This is a genomic window from Aquirufa beregesia, assembly GCF_011090385.1.
In the GTDB taxonomy this organism is placed as follows: domain Bacteria; phylum Bacteroidota; class Bacteroidia; order Cytophagales; family Spirosomataceae; genus Aquirufa; species Aquirufa beregesia.
Genome location: NZ_SEWW01000005.1, coordinates 68,760 through 88,174 on the forward strand (window position 1 = coordinate 68,760; position 19,415 = coordinate 88,174).

12 protein-coding genes are annotated in these 19,415 nt (G+C 39.1%); 7 read left to right on the forward strand and 5 right to left on the reverse strand.

Going from position 1 to position 19,415, the window contains the following annotated elements; translation table 11 throughout:
- Positions 1-51 precede the first annotated feature (51 nt).
- The 3 genes from EWU23_RS08985 to EWU23_RS08995 all read left to right on the forward strand — a co-directional run bounded on the left by EWU23_RS08985 (position 52) and on the right by EWU23_RS08995 (position 3,710).
- The gene (locus EWU23_RS08985; RefSeq protein WP_166231158.1) at positions 52-1,185 is read left to right on the forward strand and encodes an acyltransferase family protein; all 1,134 of its coding nucleotides are present in this window, start codon (positions 52-54) and stop codon (positions 1,183-1,185) included.
- A 159-nt stretch (positions 1,186-1,344) separates the two neighbouring features.
- Entirely contained in the window at positions 1,345-2,535 is a 1,191-nt protein-coding gene (locus EWU23_RS08990; RefSeq protein ID WP_394367310.1) for a PQQ-dependent sugar dehydrogenase, read from the forward strand.
- Positions 2,536-2,612: 77 nt separating this feature from the next.
- Complete coding sequence (locus tag EWU23_RS08995) at positions 2,613-3,710, forward strand: YncE family protein (RefSeq protein WP_166231161.1); 1,098 nt, start codon at positions 2,613-2,615, stop codon at positions 3,708-3,710.
- Here the strand turns inward: EWU23_RS08995 and EWU23_RS09000 are convergent.
- Entirely contained in the window at positions 3,707-6,532 is a 2,826-nt protein-coding gene (locus EWU23_RS09000) for an AsmA family protein (protein ID WP_166231165.1), read from the reverse strand. The genes EWU23_RS08995 and EWU23_RS09000 overlap by 4 nt on opposite strands.
- A 137-nt stretch (positions 6,533-6,669) precedes the next feature.
- On the opposite strand from EWU23_RS09000, the gene EWU23_RS09005 reads away from it, so the two are divergent.
- The 4 genes from EWU23_RS09005 to EWU23_RS09020 all read left to right on the forward strand — a co-directional run bounded on the left by EWU23_RS09005 (position 6,670) and on the right by EWU23_RS09020 (position 10,680).
- Complete coding sequence (locus tag EWU23_RS09005; protein WP_166231169.1) at positions 6,670-7,497, forward strand: M48 family metallopeptidase; 828 nt, start codon at positions 6,670-6,672, stop codon at positions 7,495-7,497.
- 105 nt (positions 7,498-7,602) lie between these two features.
- Positions 7,603-8,334: a DUF3575 domain-containing protein gene (locus EWU23_RS09010; RefSeq protein WP_166231172.1), complete on the forward strand. Its 732-nt coding sequence runs from the start codon at positions 7,603-7,605 to the stop codon at positions 8,332-8,334.
- 91 nt (positions 8,335-8,425) lie between these two features.
- Positions 8,426-9,592, forward strand: a complete 1,167-nt coding sequence (locus tag EWU23_RS09015; protein ID WP_235942190.1) for a sialidase family protein — start codon at positions 8,426-8,428, stop codon at positions 9,590-9,592.
- Positions 9,593-9,612: 20 nt separating this feature from the next.
- Positions 9,613-10,680: an alkaline phosphatase family protein gene (locus EWU23_RS09020; RefSeq protein ID WP_166231175.1), complete on the forward strand. Its 1,068-nt coding sequence runs from the start codon at positions 9,613-9,615 to the stop codon at positions 10,678-10,680.
- 346 nt (positions 10,681-11,026) lie between these two features.
- Here the strand turns inward: EWU23_RS09020 and EWU23_RS09025 are convergent, their stop codons facing one another.
- From EWU23_RS09025 to EWU23_RS09040, 4 genes are all read right to left on the reverse strand, one after another.
- Entirely contained in the window at positions 11,027-12,007 is a 981-nt protein-coding gene (locus EWU23_RS09025; RefSeq protein WP_166231178.1) for a PorP/SprF family type IX secretion system membrane protein, read from the reverse strand.
- Positions 12,008-12,016: 9 nt separating this feature from the next.
- Complete coding sequence (locus EWU23_RS09030) at positions 12,017-12,553, reverse strand: gliding motility-associated C-terminal domain-containing protein (protein WP_166231181.1); 537 nt, start codon at positions 12,551-12,553, stop codon at positions 12,017-12,019.
- An 812-nt stretch (positions 12,554-13,365) separates the two neighbouring features.
- Complete coding sequence (locus tag EWU23_RS09035; protein ID WP_166231184.1) at positions 13,366-14,328, reverse strand: PorP/SprF family type IX secretion system membrane protein; 963 nt, start codon at positions 14,326-14,328, stop codon at positions 13,366-13,368.
- 27 nt (positions 14,329-14,355) lie between these two features.
- Positions 14,356-19,415, reverse strand: a 5,060-nt coding sequence (locus EWU23_RS09040) for a putative Ig domain-containing protein (protein ID WP_205753134.1), incomplete at its 5' end; no start/stop codon positions are given.

Sequence of the window (19,415 nt, forward strand, 5' to 3'; positions counted from 1 at the left end):
GGCTTAATGTAGCCATTTTATATAACTTTGTGAAAATTCTAAACCTATCATATGTCTACCTTACCTAATTTAGATCAAAGCAGCTTAAGCTCCAATCGCCTATATTCATTAGATGCCTTACGGGGTTTCGATATGTTTTGGATCATGGGAGCTGACGAAGTATTTCACACCATGTTCAAGGCTACTGATTCGCCTATTTGGGGTTTCTTTGCGCATCAATTCTCTCATCCAGAATGGCATGGCTTCCGATTTTATGATTTAATTTTCCCTCTTTTCCTATTCATGGCTGGTGTGGCTACTCCTTTCTCCTTAGGAAAAGAAATAGAAAAAGGTAAAAATCGGGAACAATTATTGCTCAAGGTGATTAAACGTGGTTTGGTTTTGGCATTATTGGGTGTGGTGTATAATAATGGATTGGAAATTAAACCCATCGAAGAAATTCGCTTTGGAAGTGTGTTGGCTCGGATTGGTTTGGGTTATATGTTTGCTAACATCATTTATTTATATACCAAAAGACCCATGGTTCAAGCAATCTGGTTTGGAGGGATTTTGATGTTTTACTATTTGTTATTGAAGTTTAATGCTGCGCCAGGTTTTCCAGCAGGAGATTTAAGTCAAGAAGGGAATTTCGCCTCCTACATGGATCGATTAATCATGCCAGGTCGTTTGTATAAGGGAAATCATGATCCTGAAGGGTTTACTTCGACCATTCCTGCGATTTCCACAGGCTTGCTGGGTATTTTGACAGGTAATTATTTAAAAAATGATTCTAGCACTGGTGTTCAAAAGACGAAACGTATGGCCATGTTTGGTGTTTTATTTATCGTGATGGCTTTGATTTGGAATATCGACTTCCCTATTAATAAAAATCTTTGGTCCAGTTCATTTGTCTTGATGGTGGGTGGGATTAGCTTGTTGCTATTGTCTTTATTTTATTACATCATCGATGTGAAGGGTTATCAAAAGTGGTCTTTTTTCTTCCGTATCATCGGAATGAATTCCATCTTGATTTATATGTCGGGTGTATTTATTAATTGGGAATACAGTACAGACAGTCTTTTCCATTGGTTAGGTCAATTGCTGGGAGATCCATTTAATGCTGTTGCTATGGCCATCTGTTATACGGGTATCAAGTGGTATTTCTTGTATTTTATGTACCAGAAAAAAGTATTCCTTCGGGTGTAAGGATGTATATACGTATAGTTGCAGGTAGGAATTTTAATTGATTTCTGTAAATTGAAAAATATTGAAACAATGTATCATTTACCCTCTAAGATTAAAATGAAAAACTTTAAAACAAGTATGAGCCAATTTGTATTGGCAACCTTAGCCCTTGGCATATTAATGTCGAACAAACCCGCAGTCAAAATGCCTGTGGAGGAGTCGGCTATTAAGGTTCCGGCAGGATTTAGTACTAAGATTGTAGCCTCAGGTTTAGGAGCTACACGTCATTTAACGGTCGCCAATAATGGCGATATTTATGCCAAATTATCCAAATTTAAGGATGGCAAAGGAATCGTTCATTTGAGAGATACGAACAAGGATGGTGTGGCTGATGAAACGAATTACTTCGGAGATTTTGTGGGTACTGGTATACAAATTCAAAATGGATTTCTTTATGCGTCCTCCAATACTGGAGTCAATCGTTTTAAGATGAACGATAAATGGGAAGTAGATAAGGCGCATTATGAAAACATTGTGAGTGGATTGATTGATAAAGGCCGAGATAATGCCAAGCCTTTTGTGTTTGATAGACAATCCAATATGTACGTAACCATTGGGTCCTGGAACGATGCTTGTCGAGTACCAGGTACAGGTCAAGGAATGGTGCCATGTACTGTTTTGGACTCGGCTGGAGGTATCTGGAAGTTTAAAGCGGATCAATTAGGCCAAAAATTTCAAGATGGTAAGCGCTACATCACGGGTTTAAAAAATGCGGTGGGGATTACTTGGAATACGAAAACCAATACACTTTTTGCTACATCTCATGGGCGTGGATTCTTCCATGATTTTTATCCACAATACTATACCTCCAAGCAAAGTGCGGAAATTCCAGCAGAGTGTTTATATGAGATTCATGAAGGTGATGATGCTGGCTGGCCAATCATTTATTATGATCAATTTCAAAATAAGAAAATCTTAGCTCCAGAATATGGTGGAGATGGCAAGAAGACGGCTGGAGAAAAAGCAATTAATCCTAAAGTGGCTTTTCCAGCTCACTTGGGACCCAACGACGTATTGTTTTATACGGGAAACCAGTTTCCTGCCAAGTATAAAAATGGAGCATTTGTGGCTTTTCATGGTCAAAATTCAGAATTGAAAAAGGGTTATTTTGTAGCATTTGTACCCTTTGTGAATAATAAACCATCGGGTAAATGGGAGGTTTTTGCAGATAATTTTTCAGGGATAGATTTGGCGAAACCAACAGGCCCAGTTCAACACCGTCCTTGTGGTCTAGCTCAAGGTCCAGATGGTTCATTGTATGTAGCTGATGATTTAGGAGGAACTATTTTCAAAATCAGTTATAAGAAATAACGAAATCATGATCTAATTTGACAATGAAATGAGATGGGCAGGCAATGGTTCATCTCATTTTTTTTAACCTAAAACCCATGAAAACCATTCGATTTATACTGCTTTTGATGATGAGCTTCACGCTAGGCTTTTCCTTGGTTGCACAAAACAATACTAAGCGCTATCTCTATGTGGCTACGCCAGGTATTAGGGACTACTTAGGATATGGTGGTCATGGAATATTGGTTTTTGACATCAATAATAAGCATCGATTTGTTAAACGAATTAAAACCCAGGGATTCCATCCCTCAGGTAAACCTTCCAACGTGAAAGGAATTGCGGTAAGTATTCCTTTAAACAGTATTTATGTAAGTACCTTGGAGTCCTTGCAGCGTATTGACTTGGGTACGGAAAAAGTAATTTGGGAGATCCCCTTTGCTGGGGGATGCGACCGTATGTCGATATCTCCTGATGGTAAAACCATGTATTTGCCTTCTTTAGAAAAGGATTTTTGGAATGTAGTCAATTGCGAAACAGGAGCTATCATTCAGATCTTGAAAGGCTTTAAAAGAGCTCATAATACCTTATATGGCTTGTCGGGTCAATACGTTTATTTAGCGGATATCGGCAATCCTTGGTTATATCAAGTTGATGCACAAAAGCATACTTTAGTACAAAAAATAGGTCCATTTAGTAATTTTGTACGGCCATTTACTGTCAATGGAAAGGAAAATATCGGTTTAGTTACTGTAGATAGCCTTTTAGGCTTTGAAGTGGGGGACTTAAAAACAGGCAAGAAATTAGCTAGTAAAGTAGTAGAAGGATGGAACAAAGGCCCCGTTCGTCGACATGGGAATCCTAGTCACGGCATAGCATTCAGTCCAGACGAAAAAGAAATTTGGCTCTGCGATGGCTTTAATATGCGTCTGCATGTATTTCAGGGAAAGCCGCCCTACCAACAATTGACTAGCATAGCATTGAAAGATATGCCTGGTTGGATAAGCTTCTCTTTAGATGGTAAATACGCATATCCTTCCAGCGGGGAAGTGATAGATGCTGTTACGAGGAAAATAGTGTATCATCTGGAAGATGAGCAGCACAATTACGTTTCCAGTGAAAAGTTAGTTGAAATTGACTTTCAAGGGAAAAAAGCCATACGCACTAGCGATCAATTTGGCAATGGAAAAGCTCGTTAGTTTTGACGAGCCTTTTCCATCAATTCTTGGGCTTTTTTATCAGCCTCTTCCAATAAGGCATCTGCTTTACGATCTGCCTCTTTTTTGAGTCTTTCAGCTATCTTTTGTGCGGCTATTTTAGCAAAAGGATTTTTAGCCTCTTCTACTAATCGGTCGGCATTGGCGTAAGCTTCTTGTCGCAATTTTTGGGATATCACTTCTGCTTCTTTTTTCATGGCTTCAGCCTTGATTTTAGCATCATCCAATTGCTTATTAATCTGTTGCTTCGCTTCTTGCTTTACCAATTCCTTGGCTTGTGTTGCTACCGAGGTATTTCCATTCGTGGCCTGTGAATTGATCACATTGACCTTAAATTGGGGTTTTTGTGCCGTTCCACGAATAGTAATTTGCATTTTTAAGGCTTGTTGGATTTTCTCCAAATTGATGTTGGGGTTTAATTTGGCTAATTGTTGGTTCAAACTGGCAGCTACTCCAGATTGCAATGTTTTAGCAGGGATATCGGTTAAGATAGTGTATTCCAAACTTTGGTCTAAACCATTGGAACCATTGACATGAAATTTGGTCAAATTCGTTTGAACTTCAAAGGGTTTGAATTGAAGCCTGCCTTGCTTTATTTGGAAATTTAGGTGGGTGGGTTTTAATTCTAGATTTTTTAATTGATTCCATTGGGTTAAACTGACTAACTGATTAAAGCTGGCGGAATTTTTTAAATTGAAATCTACCAAATCCATATTTCCAACCACAGTAGTACTCATTAAATCGGGAGATAAATCAGCTTCTAAGCTTCCAGAATAGCTGAAGTCTACATGAACTTTACCTTGAGCGGTAGCGGCAATGGGAGCAAATTTTTGAACTAAACTAAAGTACTTATGTGCTTCTTGAATGTTCAAATCCTGGATGTTAAATGCAAATTGCACTGTAGGATGTTGATTTTCTTTTAAACTGATGGAACCCGTTGATTTCCAAGAGGCATTGGCCAATTGAAAGGACAAATTATCCATGGATAGCACCTGATCTGCTAGACGAATTTCTCCTTTTGCTTGGCTGATGACCAAATCTTTGAATAAGATTTTATCGATGCTGGATTGAAGGGTGAAATCAATGTTTTTGGGGATTTGCAGAGCCGCAGAAGAAGCAGAAGAAGCCGTAGAAGCCGTAGAAGCCGTAGTAGTACTACGGCTGTCATTCTGTTGAGCCGCATTCCCACTACGGCTGTTCTGTTGAGTCGTAGTATTACTACGGCTGTCATTCTGAGCCGTAGTACTACTACGGCTTCTTCTACGGCTATTCAAATCCACCAAGGGCGATTTCAATGTTATATTCCCTGTGATTTTATCATTTTTTAAGAAGTACAGGACATAGTTTTGCAAACTACCGCTAGCTGTAAATGGGGTGTTCGCTACATTTCCTTCTAAAGTACTGATGACCAATGATTTAGGATTTATGCTAGCTACAGCATTCTGGATACTTATTTTTTGTTTTGTTTCGCTATTGTCATACTGTATTTGATGCGCTTTAAAATAGCCACTCGCTTTTCCTTTGGCTTGTTTAAAATCCTGTACATAACCATCCAATTGTACATCACTTTGAATGCTGCCACTCATTTGGGTGTTTTTCTGAGGAATTATTTTAGCTATTTCTCCTAAATTCAGTACGCCTTTCAGACTCGCCTTAAGGTAGGGGTTTGAGATGGGATTTTTTAGGAACAAATTTGCTTGAATTGGCTGATTGTTCATGGACAGTTGGAATTTTTTCAAATCCACCACGGTATGATCAACGATTCCATCGGAATTATCAATCTGAAGATTCATTTCCATATGTTTCACTCCTACAGGCACTTGAGTATAACTAAATGCACCTTTGGAAATACGTAATTCCATACCAAAACCAGGCATAGAGCGACCATTCATTTTGCCTTTGGCATAGCCTGATAAGGCAAACTCGCCAGATGCTTGAAGATCCTTGAATGAGTTTTGGTATAAAAGAGGGATTAGGGAAAGAAAATCTTTCAAGGGTGATTGTAAGGCGTGAAATTTGATATCCAGATCAATGGAGGTATCTGGCATGGCCACCCAGGCATCGAAATGTATGGGTAAATCATTTAAAAATAAGTCATTGTTTTTAAAAGCAAATTCCATTTTGGAGAAATTCATTTCAATGGGTGCCTCCAATTTGCTTTTCACTTCAGACAAATAGGTTTTCCCCAAGAATTCCAGACTTAATTTTTCAACTTTGGTACTTGTTTTTAGCGTAAAGATATCCTGTGAAAAATCACCCGATCCCTCATGATTCAATTGGATGAGTTGGGTTGCAAAACCCCTCATGTTGTCATTATAATGTATGTCTGAGTCAATGAATTGATAATGGTCTAAGGAAATCTTCATGGCCTGATCTGATTTTTCAGAAGGGGCTACTTGAGGCCCAGGCTGATAAATATCCCAATTCATTTTTCCGTTTGGGAGAATGATCAAGTTCAATTGAGCCCTTTCAAGGATCACTTCTTGAATCTCAATGTTATTATCCAATAAGTAGGCCAAGGGAGCTATTTGAATCGTTAGCTTAGGTATCTGAGAAAGGGTATCATTTTTAAACTCATTTTTACCAATGATGCTGCTGTTTTCTACTTCAATGCTTAAGCTAGGGAAATGGCGCAAAAGGCTGATGGAGGCATCTTCAAATTGGAAGTTGGCGCGGAGCTTTTCATTAGCTGTCCTCGTTATCAGATTCTTGATTTCATTTTTATATATGAAGGAAACCCCCATCGCAGCGAGGATGGAAAACAGGATGATTCCCACTATGGAAAATAAGACTTTTTTTAACATGGGCTAAATGATTGCGGCGGTCAAATCTATTTTAATCGAATTTGGGATAGCTGATGAATTAATTGGGTAAATCAGCAAGCATAACTTAAATTTACAAATAATTTCTGTGTGAAAACCATCTCAATTGTCTGATTTATATGAAACGTTCTATTCAAGTATACGGTATAAGTAGCCTAGTGATTCTTTTAGGTTCATTGTTTATTATTTCATGTGCCCAAAATGCCCTGACAGGGAAAAGTCAATTATCCTTAGTTTCGGAGCAAGAAATTCAAGCTCTTTCCTTGACCCAATACCAAGATTTTTTAAAAACCAGTACGGTTATTGCTCCTGCCAAAGATGCTAGGGCACAAATGGTTCAGCGAGTAGGAAAGAAAATTACGGCTTCTGTGGAAGCGTATTTTGCAGAAAAAAACAACAAAGATTTTTTGAAGGGTTATCAATGGGAATACAATTTGGTAAAAAACGATACCACCATCAATGCTTGGTGTATGCCTGGCGGAAAAATTGTCGTTTATACAGGTATTTTGCCCGTCACTAAAAATGAGACAGCTTTAGCCTTTGTGATGGGACATGAAGTGTCACATGCATTATTGCAACATGGAAATAAGCGCATGAGTGAGTCCATGATTCAGGAACTAGGGGGTTCTGTTTTATCAGCGGCTATTTCTAGTAAGCCAAAAGAAACTCAGGATTTATTTATGCGAGCTTATGGAATTGGTACTACAGTAGGCATTATGTTGCCTTTTTCTCGGGAACAAGAATTAGAAGCAGATAAATTCGGTTTATTATGGGCTGCCAAATCGGGTTATGATCCTACAGAAGCCATGGCATTTTGGGAGCGTATGCAAAAATCAAAATCAGGAGAGGCTCCTCCCGAGTTTTTAAGTACTCACCCTTCGGATGCCACTCGAATTCAAAAGATTAAAGAATATCTACCAGAAGCATTGAAATTTTACAAAAAGTAAAAATTATACGAAGGGCTTTCTGCAGAATCCAAGGATTTATCTTTAATTTATTACATGAAAAATAAGGCCTATTGCCTTAATTTAGTTTGCTAACAATCAACCGACATGAAAAAAATTATCTGTGTTTTATTATTGCTTCCCACGCTGTTATTCGCCCAAAAATCTTCAAAGAATATCATCAAGGTAAACTTGAGTTCACTATTATTGAGGAACTATAATTTCACCTATGAACGGAGTTTAAGCAAGCATATGTCTTTTTCTTTAGGATTCAGAACTATGCCATATGGCAATGTGCCCATGGAAGGCACTATTTCGGAACAAATTGATGATAAATCGGTGAATTTATCCCGATTGAAGTTAGGGAATATCGCTATTACTCCTGAAATCCGATACTATTTTAGCAGCAAAGGGAATCAGGGCTTTTATGCGGCTCCATATGCGCGTTATTTAGTGTATGAGCTTACAGCTCCTATCACAGTAGAGGATAAATCTAGTGGCCAACTGATGCAAGTGGATCGTGATTTTAAAGGGAAAATCACCTCCATGAATGGAGGTTTGATGTTTGGTATTCAATATCCTATATGGAAGAATCGGATGGTTTTTGACTTTTGGATTATTGGTGCGCACTTTGGCACAAGCACGGGTATTTTAACAGCGGAATTTAAGCCAGCATTAACCGCTGATGAACAAGCAGTTTTACAAAGAGAAGTGGATAATTTGGATACTTCACCTTTTAAATCAGTGGGTAAAGTGACGGCCAATTCTGCTCAAATTAATACGGAGGGCCCTTGGTTAGGTGTTAGAGGATTGGGGATAAATTTGGGCTTTAAGTTTTAGAAATAATCAGAGCTTCATTTTTTCTTAATCTTGGGGATATTCATTTTTGCTGATTTTACCATACATTTAAATATTAACCTATTTAATCAACATGAAACTTCCAAATTTGGGGGCAGGCCTCTTTGTCTGCTTGTTCTTTATTTCCAGTTCCCTTGTTGCCCAAGTTCCTGGTGTTATCATTGCACATAATCCTGCTTCCAGCGGTCAGTATATAGGTTCTCCAAGTATATGTATTTTATCTAATGGGGATTATTTGGCCTCACATGATTTTTTTGGGCCAAAATCCACGGAACATAGCTCAGCGGTCTCTCAGGTGTATTTATCGAAAAACAAAGGAAAATCCTGGGCTAAGATTAGTCAGATTCAAGGGCAATTTTGGTCCAAGTTATTTGAGTTTAGAGGCAAGCTTTACATCATGGGGACCAATAAACACCATGGGAATACCATTATCCGGAATTCTAGTGATGGGGGCTATACTTGGTCGGAACCAGTGGATGCTCAGCATGGACTATTATTAGAAGGGGAGTACCATTGTGCTCCCATGCCTTTCTTAGAACATGATGGGCGCTTGTGGAGAGCCATGGAGGATGCCATGGGAACGATTAAAAAATGGGGAAAAAGGTATGGGACCTTCATGATGTCCATGCCACTAGATGCTGATCCCATGTTGGCGGTCAGTTGGACCAAAACGAATGTTCTTCGATATGATTCTACCTATTTAGACAATCATTTTGGAGCATGGATTGAAGGGAATGCTGTATTGGATCCACAGGGACAAGTTTGGAATATCTTGAGAGTAGATAATAAATCAACCATGGATGAATACGCGGCCATGGTAAAGATCAGTATCGACGGAATCGAATCTAGTTTTGACAGCCAAAGTGGTTTTATTCGTTTTCCTGGAGGTGCTAAAAAGTTTACGATTCGCTTTGATCCCCAATCTGAAAAATATTGGACCCTTTCCAATGTGATACCTGACTCCATTAAGGTCAAACATCAAGGAAAAAACCCCGCTTCATTTAGAAATACATTGGCCTTATGTTTCTCCAGAGACTTAAAAAACTGGGAAGTCAAAAAGGTGATTTTTCAACATCCTGATGAAATCAAGCATGGTTTTCAATATGTCGACTGGCAATTTCAAGGTAAGCATATAGTGTTGGCTTGTCGGACTGCGTATGATGATGCCGAAGGAGGAGCGCATAATAATCATGATGCCAATTATTTGACTTTTTATCGAATCAAACGTTTTAGAAAATAAATCTATTTAATGAATCCATTATGAGACAAATAGTATTAGTAGTATTGGTGTTGTTAAGCCACATGGAGCATAGTTTAGCTCAGAAAGCAGAAGATAATCGGGTGATTGTTATTACCACGGACGGTTTACGTTGGCAGGATGTATTTAAAGGAATGGATAGTACTTTGGCCAAGAAAAAGGTATATCATCATGGCGACAGCTTAGCTATTTTTACCAAGTTTTGGGATAATGATTTGGCCCTACGTAGAAAGAAATTAATGCCCTTTTTATGGGGTGAGTTAGCTCAGAAAGGTCAAATTCATGGAAATAGAACACTAGGAAACCGAGTAGATGTGGCCAATCCACATTGGTTTTCTTACCCAGGATACAGTGAGCTGTTGACAGGACAGGTGGACACAGCTGTGAATTCCAACGAGTATAAACCCAATCCTAATACCAATTTTTTTGAGTATTTGAATCAATTGCCTGCTTATAGAAACCAAGTAGTGGCTTTTGGTGCTTGGGATGCGTTTGATCGTATTTTAAATGAAAAGAGAGCCGGTTTTCCTGTCATTAATGGATATGATGTTTATCCAGAATTACATAAGGACCCTCAAATGAAATTGATTTCAGCCATGTTGAATCAATCGTTTCGAGTATTTGGAGATGTGGAAAGTCAAGATGTTTTCATCCATTTTCAAGCGATGCAATATTTAAAGACTAAAAAGCCCAAAGCCATGTATATCTCCTATGGAGAAACGGATGAGTTTGCACATGAAGGGGCCTATCAGCATTATTTGCAAGCAGTGCATCATTTTGATACTTGGTTAAAGGAAATATGGGACTTTGTGGAATCAGATCCTTTATACAAGGGGAAAACGACTCTATTAATTACGACGGATCACGGTAGGGGAGATATCATTAAGGATCAATGGAAGTCGCACGGCAAAAAGGTGCAAGATTCTCACGAAATATGGTTTGCTATGTTAGGTGCTCGTGTGGCATCTGTGGGAGAGGTGAAGCAAGCAGCTCAAATTTACCAAAAGGACTTAATTCATTTATTAGCGGAGAAGCTTCAGTTAAAGTTTAAAAGTGAACGCAAAGAATAAGGAAAATAGATACCGTTGAAGGAAATTGAAAAACAGCTCTGGGTTTAAATGCAGAGCTGTTTCATTTTACGGTTTACCCCTTTTATTATGAATACTTTTTACTTGTATTTACTATTATTGGTCTGATATTCAATATAGCTATTTTGTAGAATTTAAGTCCAAAAGAAATCTATTGAAGACTGGTAAAGGATTTTCTAAGAGTTTAATTCAGGTGTAAAAAAGCTCAGGGTTTAAACCCTGAGCTTTTCCGTTTTAAAGAATTATTAAGAGGTTACATCAGTTGTAAAAAAAGCTCTAGGTTAAATAAACCCAGAGCTTTTTTATGTTAGTTGATCAAGTATTTCTATTATTTTACTGCTGTATCGCTAGCTGGAGCAACTACTTCTTTTTTGAAGAAGGAGAATCTCAAGGCGATTTCGTGTGTTTGTGTACTTACTTTACTGATATTCGAGATAGGTAATTCATAAACATAGCCTAAATAGATTTTTTTAGAGGCTTGCATACCTAGACGTAAGCCATAGCTATCTTGATGACGGTAGCTTAAACCAATGTCTAATTTCTCTTTAATTTGAGCGTTTAAATTGATATCCCAGCTTAAAGGCACATCTGCTGCAGCTCTTAATAAAGTACTTGGGTATAAATTGATGTTATTCCCCATTTTGATTTTGGTACCCACCATGGAGTAGAAATAATCCACATCTTTATAGGCTCCACTGGCTGCACCAAAATCGTATTTAAATACACGTGGTTGAGAGATGCTAATGAACAATCCATCCCCTTTACTGAAACGTAGTCCCCAACCTGTATTGAATTTTAGTCCTGTTGAAATATCTTGTGCAAAAAGCGCATCATTTGGGTTAACTAAGCGAATAGAAGACCAGTTTAATGACAAGTTCGAAAATCCTCCACGTATACCGCCAGACATTTTCCATTTATCATTTAAAGAAACGTGGTAAGCAAAATCAGCACCGATATTGGTGGTTTTAACTGGACCAGCTTGATCCACCATGGCTAAAACACCTAATCCCTTTTTTTCTCCCCACTTGATGTTCGCTGTAGCAGCAATTGTCTTAGGGGCTCCTTCTACACCAATCCATTGTTGTCTGTTGATGAAAACAACTTCTGAATTCTCAGTTGAACCTGAATGAGCTGGAGTGATGATTTGTGGATTAAATCGGTACAAATTGTACATGCTCTCAATTTGAGCATGCGAGGAATAACTCCATGAAAGTAAGAAACCCAAAAGGAGGTAAGCTAGGGCCAGGCGGCCCCAGCTTTGCCTTTTTTGATCTACTCTCAGTTTAAAATATATATAATTATAGAACATTGTATTACTTTACTTTACTGCTAATCTGTTGATAAGTACGTATGTCGATATGTTTTCCTTTTGTCCATAAAAATCTATTACATAATAATAGATACCATCTGGAAGGAGTTTGCCATCGCTTGTTGATTCTGAAGTGAGATACTCTCCACCCCAATCATTGGTATAGTTTTCTTTTTCAAAAACTAAATTTCCCCAGCGATTAAAAATGCTTAGTTTATTCTTAAGCCCTAAGATTCCGTCAATGACTAATTTATCATTCTTACCATCTCCATTGGGGGTGATTCCTTGAGGAATAATACCTACTATGGATTCCATGTTTTCAGTGCGAAACTTGTTTTTGTCCCGAGTAGGAATAACAAATTGGCCTTTGAGGCTAGAATCTGCTGGCATACTGGTGCCTACTGTAGAAATGCTTTGTGAAATACGCTCATTAGCAAGAACCTCCGTCGTCATCATGCCAAATCCCGTAAGCATCAAAAACGAACACGCTTTTGTTATCGGTGAAGTTGGATGTAAAATTGACTTGGGGTTGAATATTGAATTCATTTAATCTTAATTAGAACACGTTTTAAAATTTCAAAAGCTGGTTTCTTCAATAGAAGTTCCACAATCGCATCATGGTGATGTGTTGTCAGAAGGATTGTTTTAAATTTTGTTTAAAACAAGCAAGCCAGATTTTAGTGGAATTAAAGTTTTCTGTAGTTTTAGTACAGAGTAGCCGAACCGTGAGTTAAGCTGAGAGATAGATTTTTTCATATTTAATTTAGAACATGTAGAACACCAAACCAGAGCGAAGGCCTATACCTCTATTCTGTTTTGCTTTACAAATGTACTCCAAAGCATTAATTTAAAAAATAGAACATCGCTAATATTTGTTCTTAATTTTAAATTGAAAACAAAGTTGTTGCCCTGTATTACTCAGGACCCTTTTGTTGATTTTTCGATGGAGAGGAAAGCGTAAAAACTGAATGCTGTATCGAAATCTTTACAACGTCTTTTCCTTGTTTATTTGATTAAAATTTAAGCTTTTCTTTACAAATTTTCTGTCAAAGGCCTTATTTTACCCCTATATAGGCTTTTAGTAGGCTGAAATTCATGCAAATTCTGGCTAAATCCGATGGGTTAGATGTGTAAAGTTAATTTTAAATTATTGTTTCTCTTATTTTATATGACAAGAAATATGTGTCATATTTTAAATGAAGAATAGTTTACATGCCTATCATTTCAGATAGTTTTCTTTTTTGGACAGAAAAAAACTAGGGTAAAATTAAATTTCCTGTTTAGTAGGTATAAAAAAAGCTAGATCAAAAATTAATCTAGCTTTCCACTTTTCGTTCTCTAATCTACTGTCTTTAAGTTTATTTAGTTTCCAAGGTGCTTTTCTTGTTAAATGTAAATCTTAATGCAATTTCATGTGTTTGTGTAGTCACTTTACTAATGGCTGAAATAGGTAACTCAAATACGTAACCTGCATACAGGTTTTTAGTCGCTTGGAATCCTAAACGGATACCATAACTATCTCCTTTGCGGTAACTAAAGCCTAAATCAAACTTCTCACGAATGTGGCTGTTGAGGTTCACGTCATAACTTAAAGGGACGTCAGTGGCTATGCGTACCATCATACTCGGATAGAGTGTAATTTGTGAGCCTAGGCGGAGCTTAGTGCCTATCATGGTATATAGGTAGTCTACATCTTTATATCCTCCTGAGGCCGCACCAAAATCATATTTCAATACCCTAGGTTGTGAAAAACTTAAAAATAGTCCATCTCCTTTGGAGAAGCGTAGTCCCCATCCTGTATTGAATTTTAGGCCACTAGAAATGTCTTCTTGAAAGTTATCATCTCCACCATGGGTTAAGCGGATAGCTGACCATTGGATGGTTAAATTGGAGAAACCTCCACGAATACCTCCTGACATAGTCCACTTATCATTTAAAGGAAGATGGTAGGCAAAATCGGCACTGATGGTGGTGGTTTTGATAGGCCCTGCTTGGTCCATTAATGCTACTACACCCAATCCCTTGTTCTCTCCCCACTTTTGGTTAAGGCTTGCTGCGAATGTAAGGGGTGAGCCTTCGAAGCCTGTCCACTGACGACGGTTAATGATGGTGATGTCAGAAACATCGGAGGATCCAACATGAGCAGGAGTGACGATTTGAGGGTTAAAGCGATATAAACTGTACATCGTTTCAATTTGACCTTTCGATTCGTATGAACAAATACCGACTAACATTGCCACTAGGATTGCCACCAACATGCCTTGGATAGGCATGTTGGTGGGCTTAGCGATGTTGGAATTATTATGTTGATTCGTATTCATTTTTCTTTCTGTTTTCAGTGGTGTAGATTACTTGATTTTCAGTCTATTAATGAAAATGAATGTTGATATGTTTGGTTTAACACCATAGAAATCAACGATATAGTAGTAAACTCCATCAGGAAGTAAGCCATCTTTTAAAATGAACACGTTGGAACTTTCACCACCCCAGTCATTTTTATAGTCTTTCGTTTCGTACACGATTTCACCCCAACGGTTGAAAATGATTAATGTATTCTTGTATCCTAAGATTCCAGGAATAATCAAATTATCATTTTTACCATCACCATTTGGAGAGATACCTTGAGGAATGAATGAAGGACAAACATCTGGGTCTAAACGATTGGGGATACCATCATTATCACAGTCAGCTAATCCGCCGTAATCAATGTTATCTTCCATGATATCAGGGATACTATCGTTATCATCATCCATATCTTGGAAATCAGGTTTTCCGTCTTTGTCAGTATCTACAGGAGTAGAAGGGTTTGTGCCAGCATCCACTTTATCCAATACACCGTCATTGTCGGCATCTAAATCTCTGAAATCTGGAGTTCCATCATTATCTGAATCTACCGGAACATTGGGATTCGGACCCGCTTCTACTTTGTCGAGAATACCGTCGTTATCAGTATCCAAGTCTTGGAAATCTGGGTTACCATCAGAATCCGTATCAACTGGGTTGTTCGGGTTATTTCCAGCTTCTATTTTATCTGGGATGCTATCGTTATCCGAATCTAATTCCCGGAAATCAGGAATACCATCTTTATCTGTATCTGTAGGATTCGTTGGGTTTTTACCAGCTTCTACTTTATCAGGAATACCATCATTATCTGAATCTAAGTCGCGGAAATCAGGCGTACCATCTTTATCGGTATCTACTGGATTGATTGGATCCTTACCTGCTTCAATACTATCAGGGATACTATCGTTATCTGAATCAACATCGCGGTAATCAGGCGTACCATCTTTATCTGTATCCAATGGGTTATTAGGATCTACACCCGCTTCAAATAAATCTGGGATGCTATCGTTATCCGAATCGGTATCGCGGAAATCTGGTGTGCCATCTTTATCTGTATCAATTGGGTTGTTTGGATCTGCGCCCGCTTCAATTTTATCAGGAATACCATCATTATCGGAATCTAAATCACGGAAGTCAGGCGTGCCGTCTTTATCGGTATCTACTGGATTGCTTGGATCTGCACCCGCTTCAATTTTATCAGGGATACCATCATTATCGGAATCTAGATCACGGAAGTCAGGCGTGCCATCTTGATCGGTATCTACTGGATTGTTTGGATCTGCACCTGCTTCGATTTTATCAGGAATACCATCATTATCGGAATCTAAATCACGGAAGTCTGGTGTGCCGTCTTTATCTGTATCTACTGGATTGTTTGGATCTGCACCCGCTTCAATTTTATCAGGGATACCATCATTATCGGAATCTAGATCACGGAAGTCAGGCGTGCCGTCTTTATCGGTATCTACTGGATTGTTTGGATCTGCACCCGCTTCAATTTTATCCGGAATACCATCATTATCGGAATCTAAATCACGGAAGTCTGGTGTACCATCTTGATCGGTATCTACTGGATTGTTAGAATCAGCACCTGCTTCTATTTTGTCAGGGATACCATCGTTATCCGAATCTACATCTTCGAAATCCTTAGCGCCATCTTTATCTGTATCTACTGGTGAGTTACAAGTAACAGCTTCTAAAGCATCTAAGATGCCATCATTATCTGAATCAGCATCACGGAAATTAGGTTTGTCATCTCCGTCAATATCTCCACCTAATTCTACACGGTCAGGGATGCAGTCGTTATCAGAATCTAAATCTAAGAAATCAGGCGTACCATCTTTATCGGTATCAATCACAGGAACATATTGTCCACGATCATCCCATCCATCACCATTGCCATCTCCATTGTTGGTACAAGTAGCACATTTGTTCTTGCCTTCCCATGCATCGGGAATGGTATCACCATCAGAATCTAGGTCTAGGTAATTTGGGATACTGTCACCGTCATTGTCACTATCTCTTTCATCGCTATCACCTAACCAATCTCCATCGGAATCTTTATCACGGTAATTGGGAAGACCATCTCCATCAGGATCGGCAGTTAATTCCTTGCTATCTAAAAGTGAATCACCATCAGAATCTAAATCTAAGAAATCAGCGGAACCATCTTTATCTGTATCTGGGATTGGAGCAGGGTTAGCTTCTAAGAAATCAGCTAAACCATTTCTATTGCTATCAATGAAAGCACCATTTTGGTCAACACGTCCATCGTAATTTGGATCAATAACCCCACGTCTAGAATCCGTTGCTTCCCATGCATCTAAGATGGAATCTCCATCAGAATCAAGGTCTAAGTAGTTTGGAGTTCCATCACTATCACGATCGCTAGAACCTTCTGTTCTGTCTAGGATACCATCGTTATCCGAATCTAAATCCAAATAGTTAGGGATACCATCACCATCTGAATCAATATTTTTCTCGATACTATCTGGGATACCATCATTATCTGAATCAGGATCTTGGAAGTTAGGAATGCCATCTCCATCGTAATCTTGGCAATTTGGACCACCAGAAGCACATTCTACACTGTTTGGAATACCATCGTTATCACAATCATTGGTGCCGAAAATAGCAAAGCTAGAAGTGCCAATGGTAGGAGGGTTTCCACCTGCACCACCTACACAATAGTTTAGTGGTTGTGGATCTGTACCATTGTTGGTTCCGTCACCATCGCAGTCTGTGTTTTTCCAAGTCAAGGTAGTGTTAGCCAATATTTGACTAGAAGGATTGTACGAACATCCATCATTTGGATTGGTTCCGTCAATGGCCTCTTGCGCATCAGAAACACCATCGCCATCCGTATCAGTTGGTAAACCTGAATTTACCGTAATACGAACTATAGCCGTGGTACTGCCTGTACCATTGGTGGCTGTTACCGTATAATCTGTTGCCAGGCTAGTTACTGTGGGAGTTCCGCTAATTACCCCGGTTGTGGTATTGAATGACAAACCAGTAGGTAGTGAAGTCGAAATACTATAGCTAGTAACGGTCCCTGTAACCGATGGTGATAAATTAGTAATGGTTGATCCAACGGTATACACATTTGGAGTTGTATAGCTTAGTGCGCTAGGAGCAGCATTATTAACTGTAATACGTACAACAGCTGTAGTACTACCAGTACCATTGGTGGCCGTAACTGTATAATCTGTTGCCGGGCTAGTGACTGAAGGAGTTCCACTAATTACCCCGGTGGTTGTATTGAATGATAAACCCGTTGGTAGAGGAGTTGAAATACTATAGCTAGTAACTGTACCTGTTACCGTTGGTGATAAACTAGTAATAGTTGATCCAACGGTATACACATTTGGAGTTGTATAGCTTAGTGCGCTAGGAGCAGCATTATTAACTGTAATACGTACAACAGCTGTAGTACTACCTGTACCATTGGTGGCAGTAACTGTATAATCTGTTGCCGGGCTAGTGACTGAAGGAGTTCCACTAATGACCCCGGTTGTGGTATTGAAAGATAAACCCGTAGGTAGTGGAGTCGAAATGCTATAACTAGTGACCGTACCCGTTACGGTAGGGTTCAAATTGGTAATAGTTGATCCAACGGTGTAAACGTTGGGTGTAGTATAACTTAATCCAGTTGGTGCAGCATTATTAACCGTAATACGTACAACAGCAGTCGTACTACCAGTACCATTGGTGGCCGTAACGGTATAATCTGTAGTAGCACTGGTTACAGAAGGAGTGCCACTAATCACCCCCGTTGTGGTATTGAATGACAAACCTGTTGGTAGTGGAGTCGATATACTATAGCTAGTAACAGTCCCTGTAACCGTTGGTGATAAACTAGTAATAGTTGATCCAACGGTATACACATTTGGAGTTGTATAGCTTAGTGCGCTAGGAGCAGCATTATTAACTGTAATACGTACAACAGCTGTAGTACTACCTGTACCATTGGTGGCCGTAACTGTATAATCTGTTGCCGGGCTAGTGACTGAAGGAGTTCCACTAATGACCCCGGTTGTGGTATTGAAAGATAAACCCGTAGGTAGTGGAGTCGAAATGCTATAACTAGTGACCGTACCCGTTACGGTAGGGTTCAAATTGGTAATAGTTGATCCAACGGTGTAAACGTTGGGAGTCGTATAGCTCAGAGCACTAGGAGCCGCTATATTGACCGTTATTCTGACCACGGCAGTCGTACTACCAGTACCATTGGTGGCAGTAACCGTATAATCTGTTGCAGGGCTAGTGACTGAAGGAGTTCCACTAATGACCCCGGTTGTGGTATTGAAAGATAAACCCGTAGGTAGTGGAGTCGAAATGCTATAACTTGTTACTGTACCTGTTACAGTTGGGGTCAAATTGGTAATAGTTGATCCAACGGTGTAAACGTTAGGTGTAGTATAACTTAATCCAGTTGGTGCAGCTGCATTGACCGTTATATTAATTTGGTTCGATGTGGTGCTGCCAAAACCATTGGTCGCTGTTACCGTATAATTGTTAGCTGCACTTGTCGCCGTAGGAGTTCCACTAATTACACCTGTTGTCGTGTTAATACTTAAACCAGCTGGTAGAGTTGGTGCAATTGAATAGGAATTAACACTTCCAGTCACAGTCGGATTTAAAGCTGTTATGGCTGATCCTACCGTATAAATATGAGGGGTAGTATAGCTTAACCCAGAAGGGGCTGAAGCATTAACTGTGATATTTACCAATGAGTTGGTACTACCAGTTCCGTTTGTTGCAGTGACGATGTAATCCGTAGCTGGACTAGTTACGGTAGGTGTACCACTGATCACCCCTGTAGTGGTATTGAATGTCAAGCCAGTAGGTAATGGAGTCGAAATGCTATAACTAGTGACCGTACCCGTTACAGTAGGTGTCAAATTTATAATGAGTGAATTAACCGTATAAACATTAGGAGTCGTATAGCTTAAAGCACTAGGAGCCGCTGCATTAACTGTAATTCTCACCACGGCTGTTGTACTACCTGTGACATTGGTAGCAGTAACGGTATAATCTGTAGCCAGGCTAGTTACGGTAGGTG

Excerpts from the sequence above, each read along its gene's own strand:
- EWU23_RS08990 (WP_394367310.1), top strand. The coding sequence starts at position 1,345 with ATGTCGAACAAACCCGCAGTCAAAATGCCTGTGGAGGAGTCGGCTATT.
- EWU23_RS08985 (WP_166231158.1), top strand. The coding sequence starts at position 52 with ATGTCTACCTTACCTAATTTAGATCAAAGCAGCTTAAGCTCCAATCGC.
- EWU23_RS09025 (WP_166231178.1), bottom strand. The coding sequence starts at position 12,007 with ATGTTCTATAATTATATATATTTTAAACTGAGAGTAGATCAAAAAAGG.
- EWU23_RS09020 (WP_166231175.1), top strand. The coding sequence starts at position 9,613 with ATGAGACAAATAGTATTAGTAGTATTGGTGTTGTTAAGCCACATGGAG.
- EWU23_RS09005 (WP_166231169.1), top strand. The coding sequence starts at position 6,670 with ATGAAACGTTCTATTCAAGTATACGGTATAAGTAGCCTAGTGATTCTT.
- EWU23_RS09010 (WP_166231172.1), top strand. The coding sequence starts at position 7,603 with ATGAAAAAAATTATCTGTGTTTTATTATTGCTTCCCACGCTGTTATTC.
- EWU23_RS09000 (WP_166231165.1), bottom strand. The coding sequence starts at position 6,532 with ATGTTAAAAAAAGTCTTATTTTCCATAGTGGGAATCATCCTGTTTTCC.
- EWU23_RS09030 (WP_166231181.1), bottom strand. The coding sequence starts at position 12,553 with ATGAATTCAATATTCAACCCCAAGTCAATTTTACATCCAACTTCACCG.
- EWU23_RS09015 (WP_235942190.1), top strand. The coding sequence starts at position 8,426 with ATGAAACTTCCAAATTTGGGGGCAGGCCTCTTTGTCTGCTTGTTCTTT.
- EWU23_RS08995 (WP_166231161.1), top strand. The coding sequence starts at position 2,613 with ATGAAAACCATTCGATTTATACTGCTTTTGATGATGAGCTTCACGCTA.
- EWU23_RS09035 (WP_166231184.1), bottom strand. The coding sequence starts at position 14,328 with ATGAATACGAATCAACATAATAATTCCAACATCGCTAAGCCCACCAAC.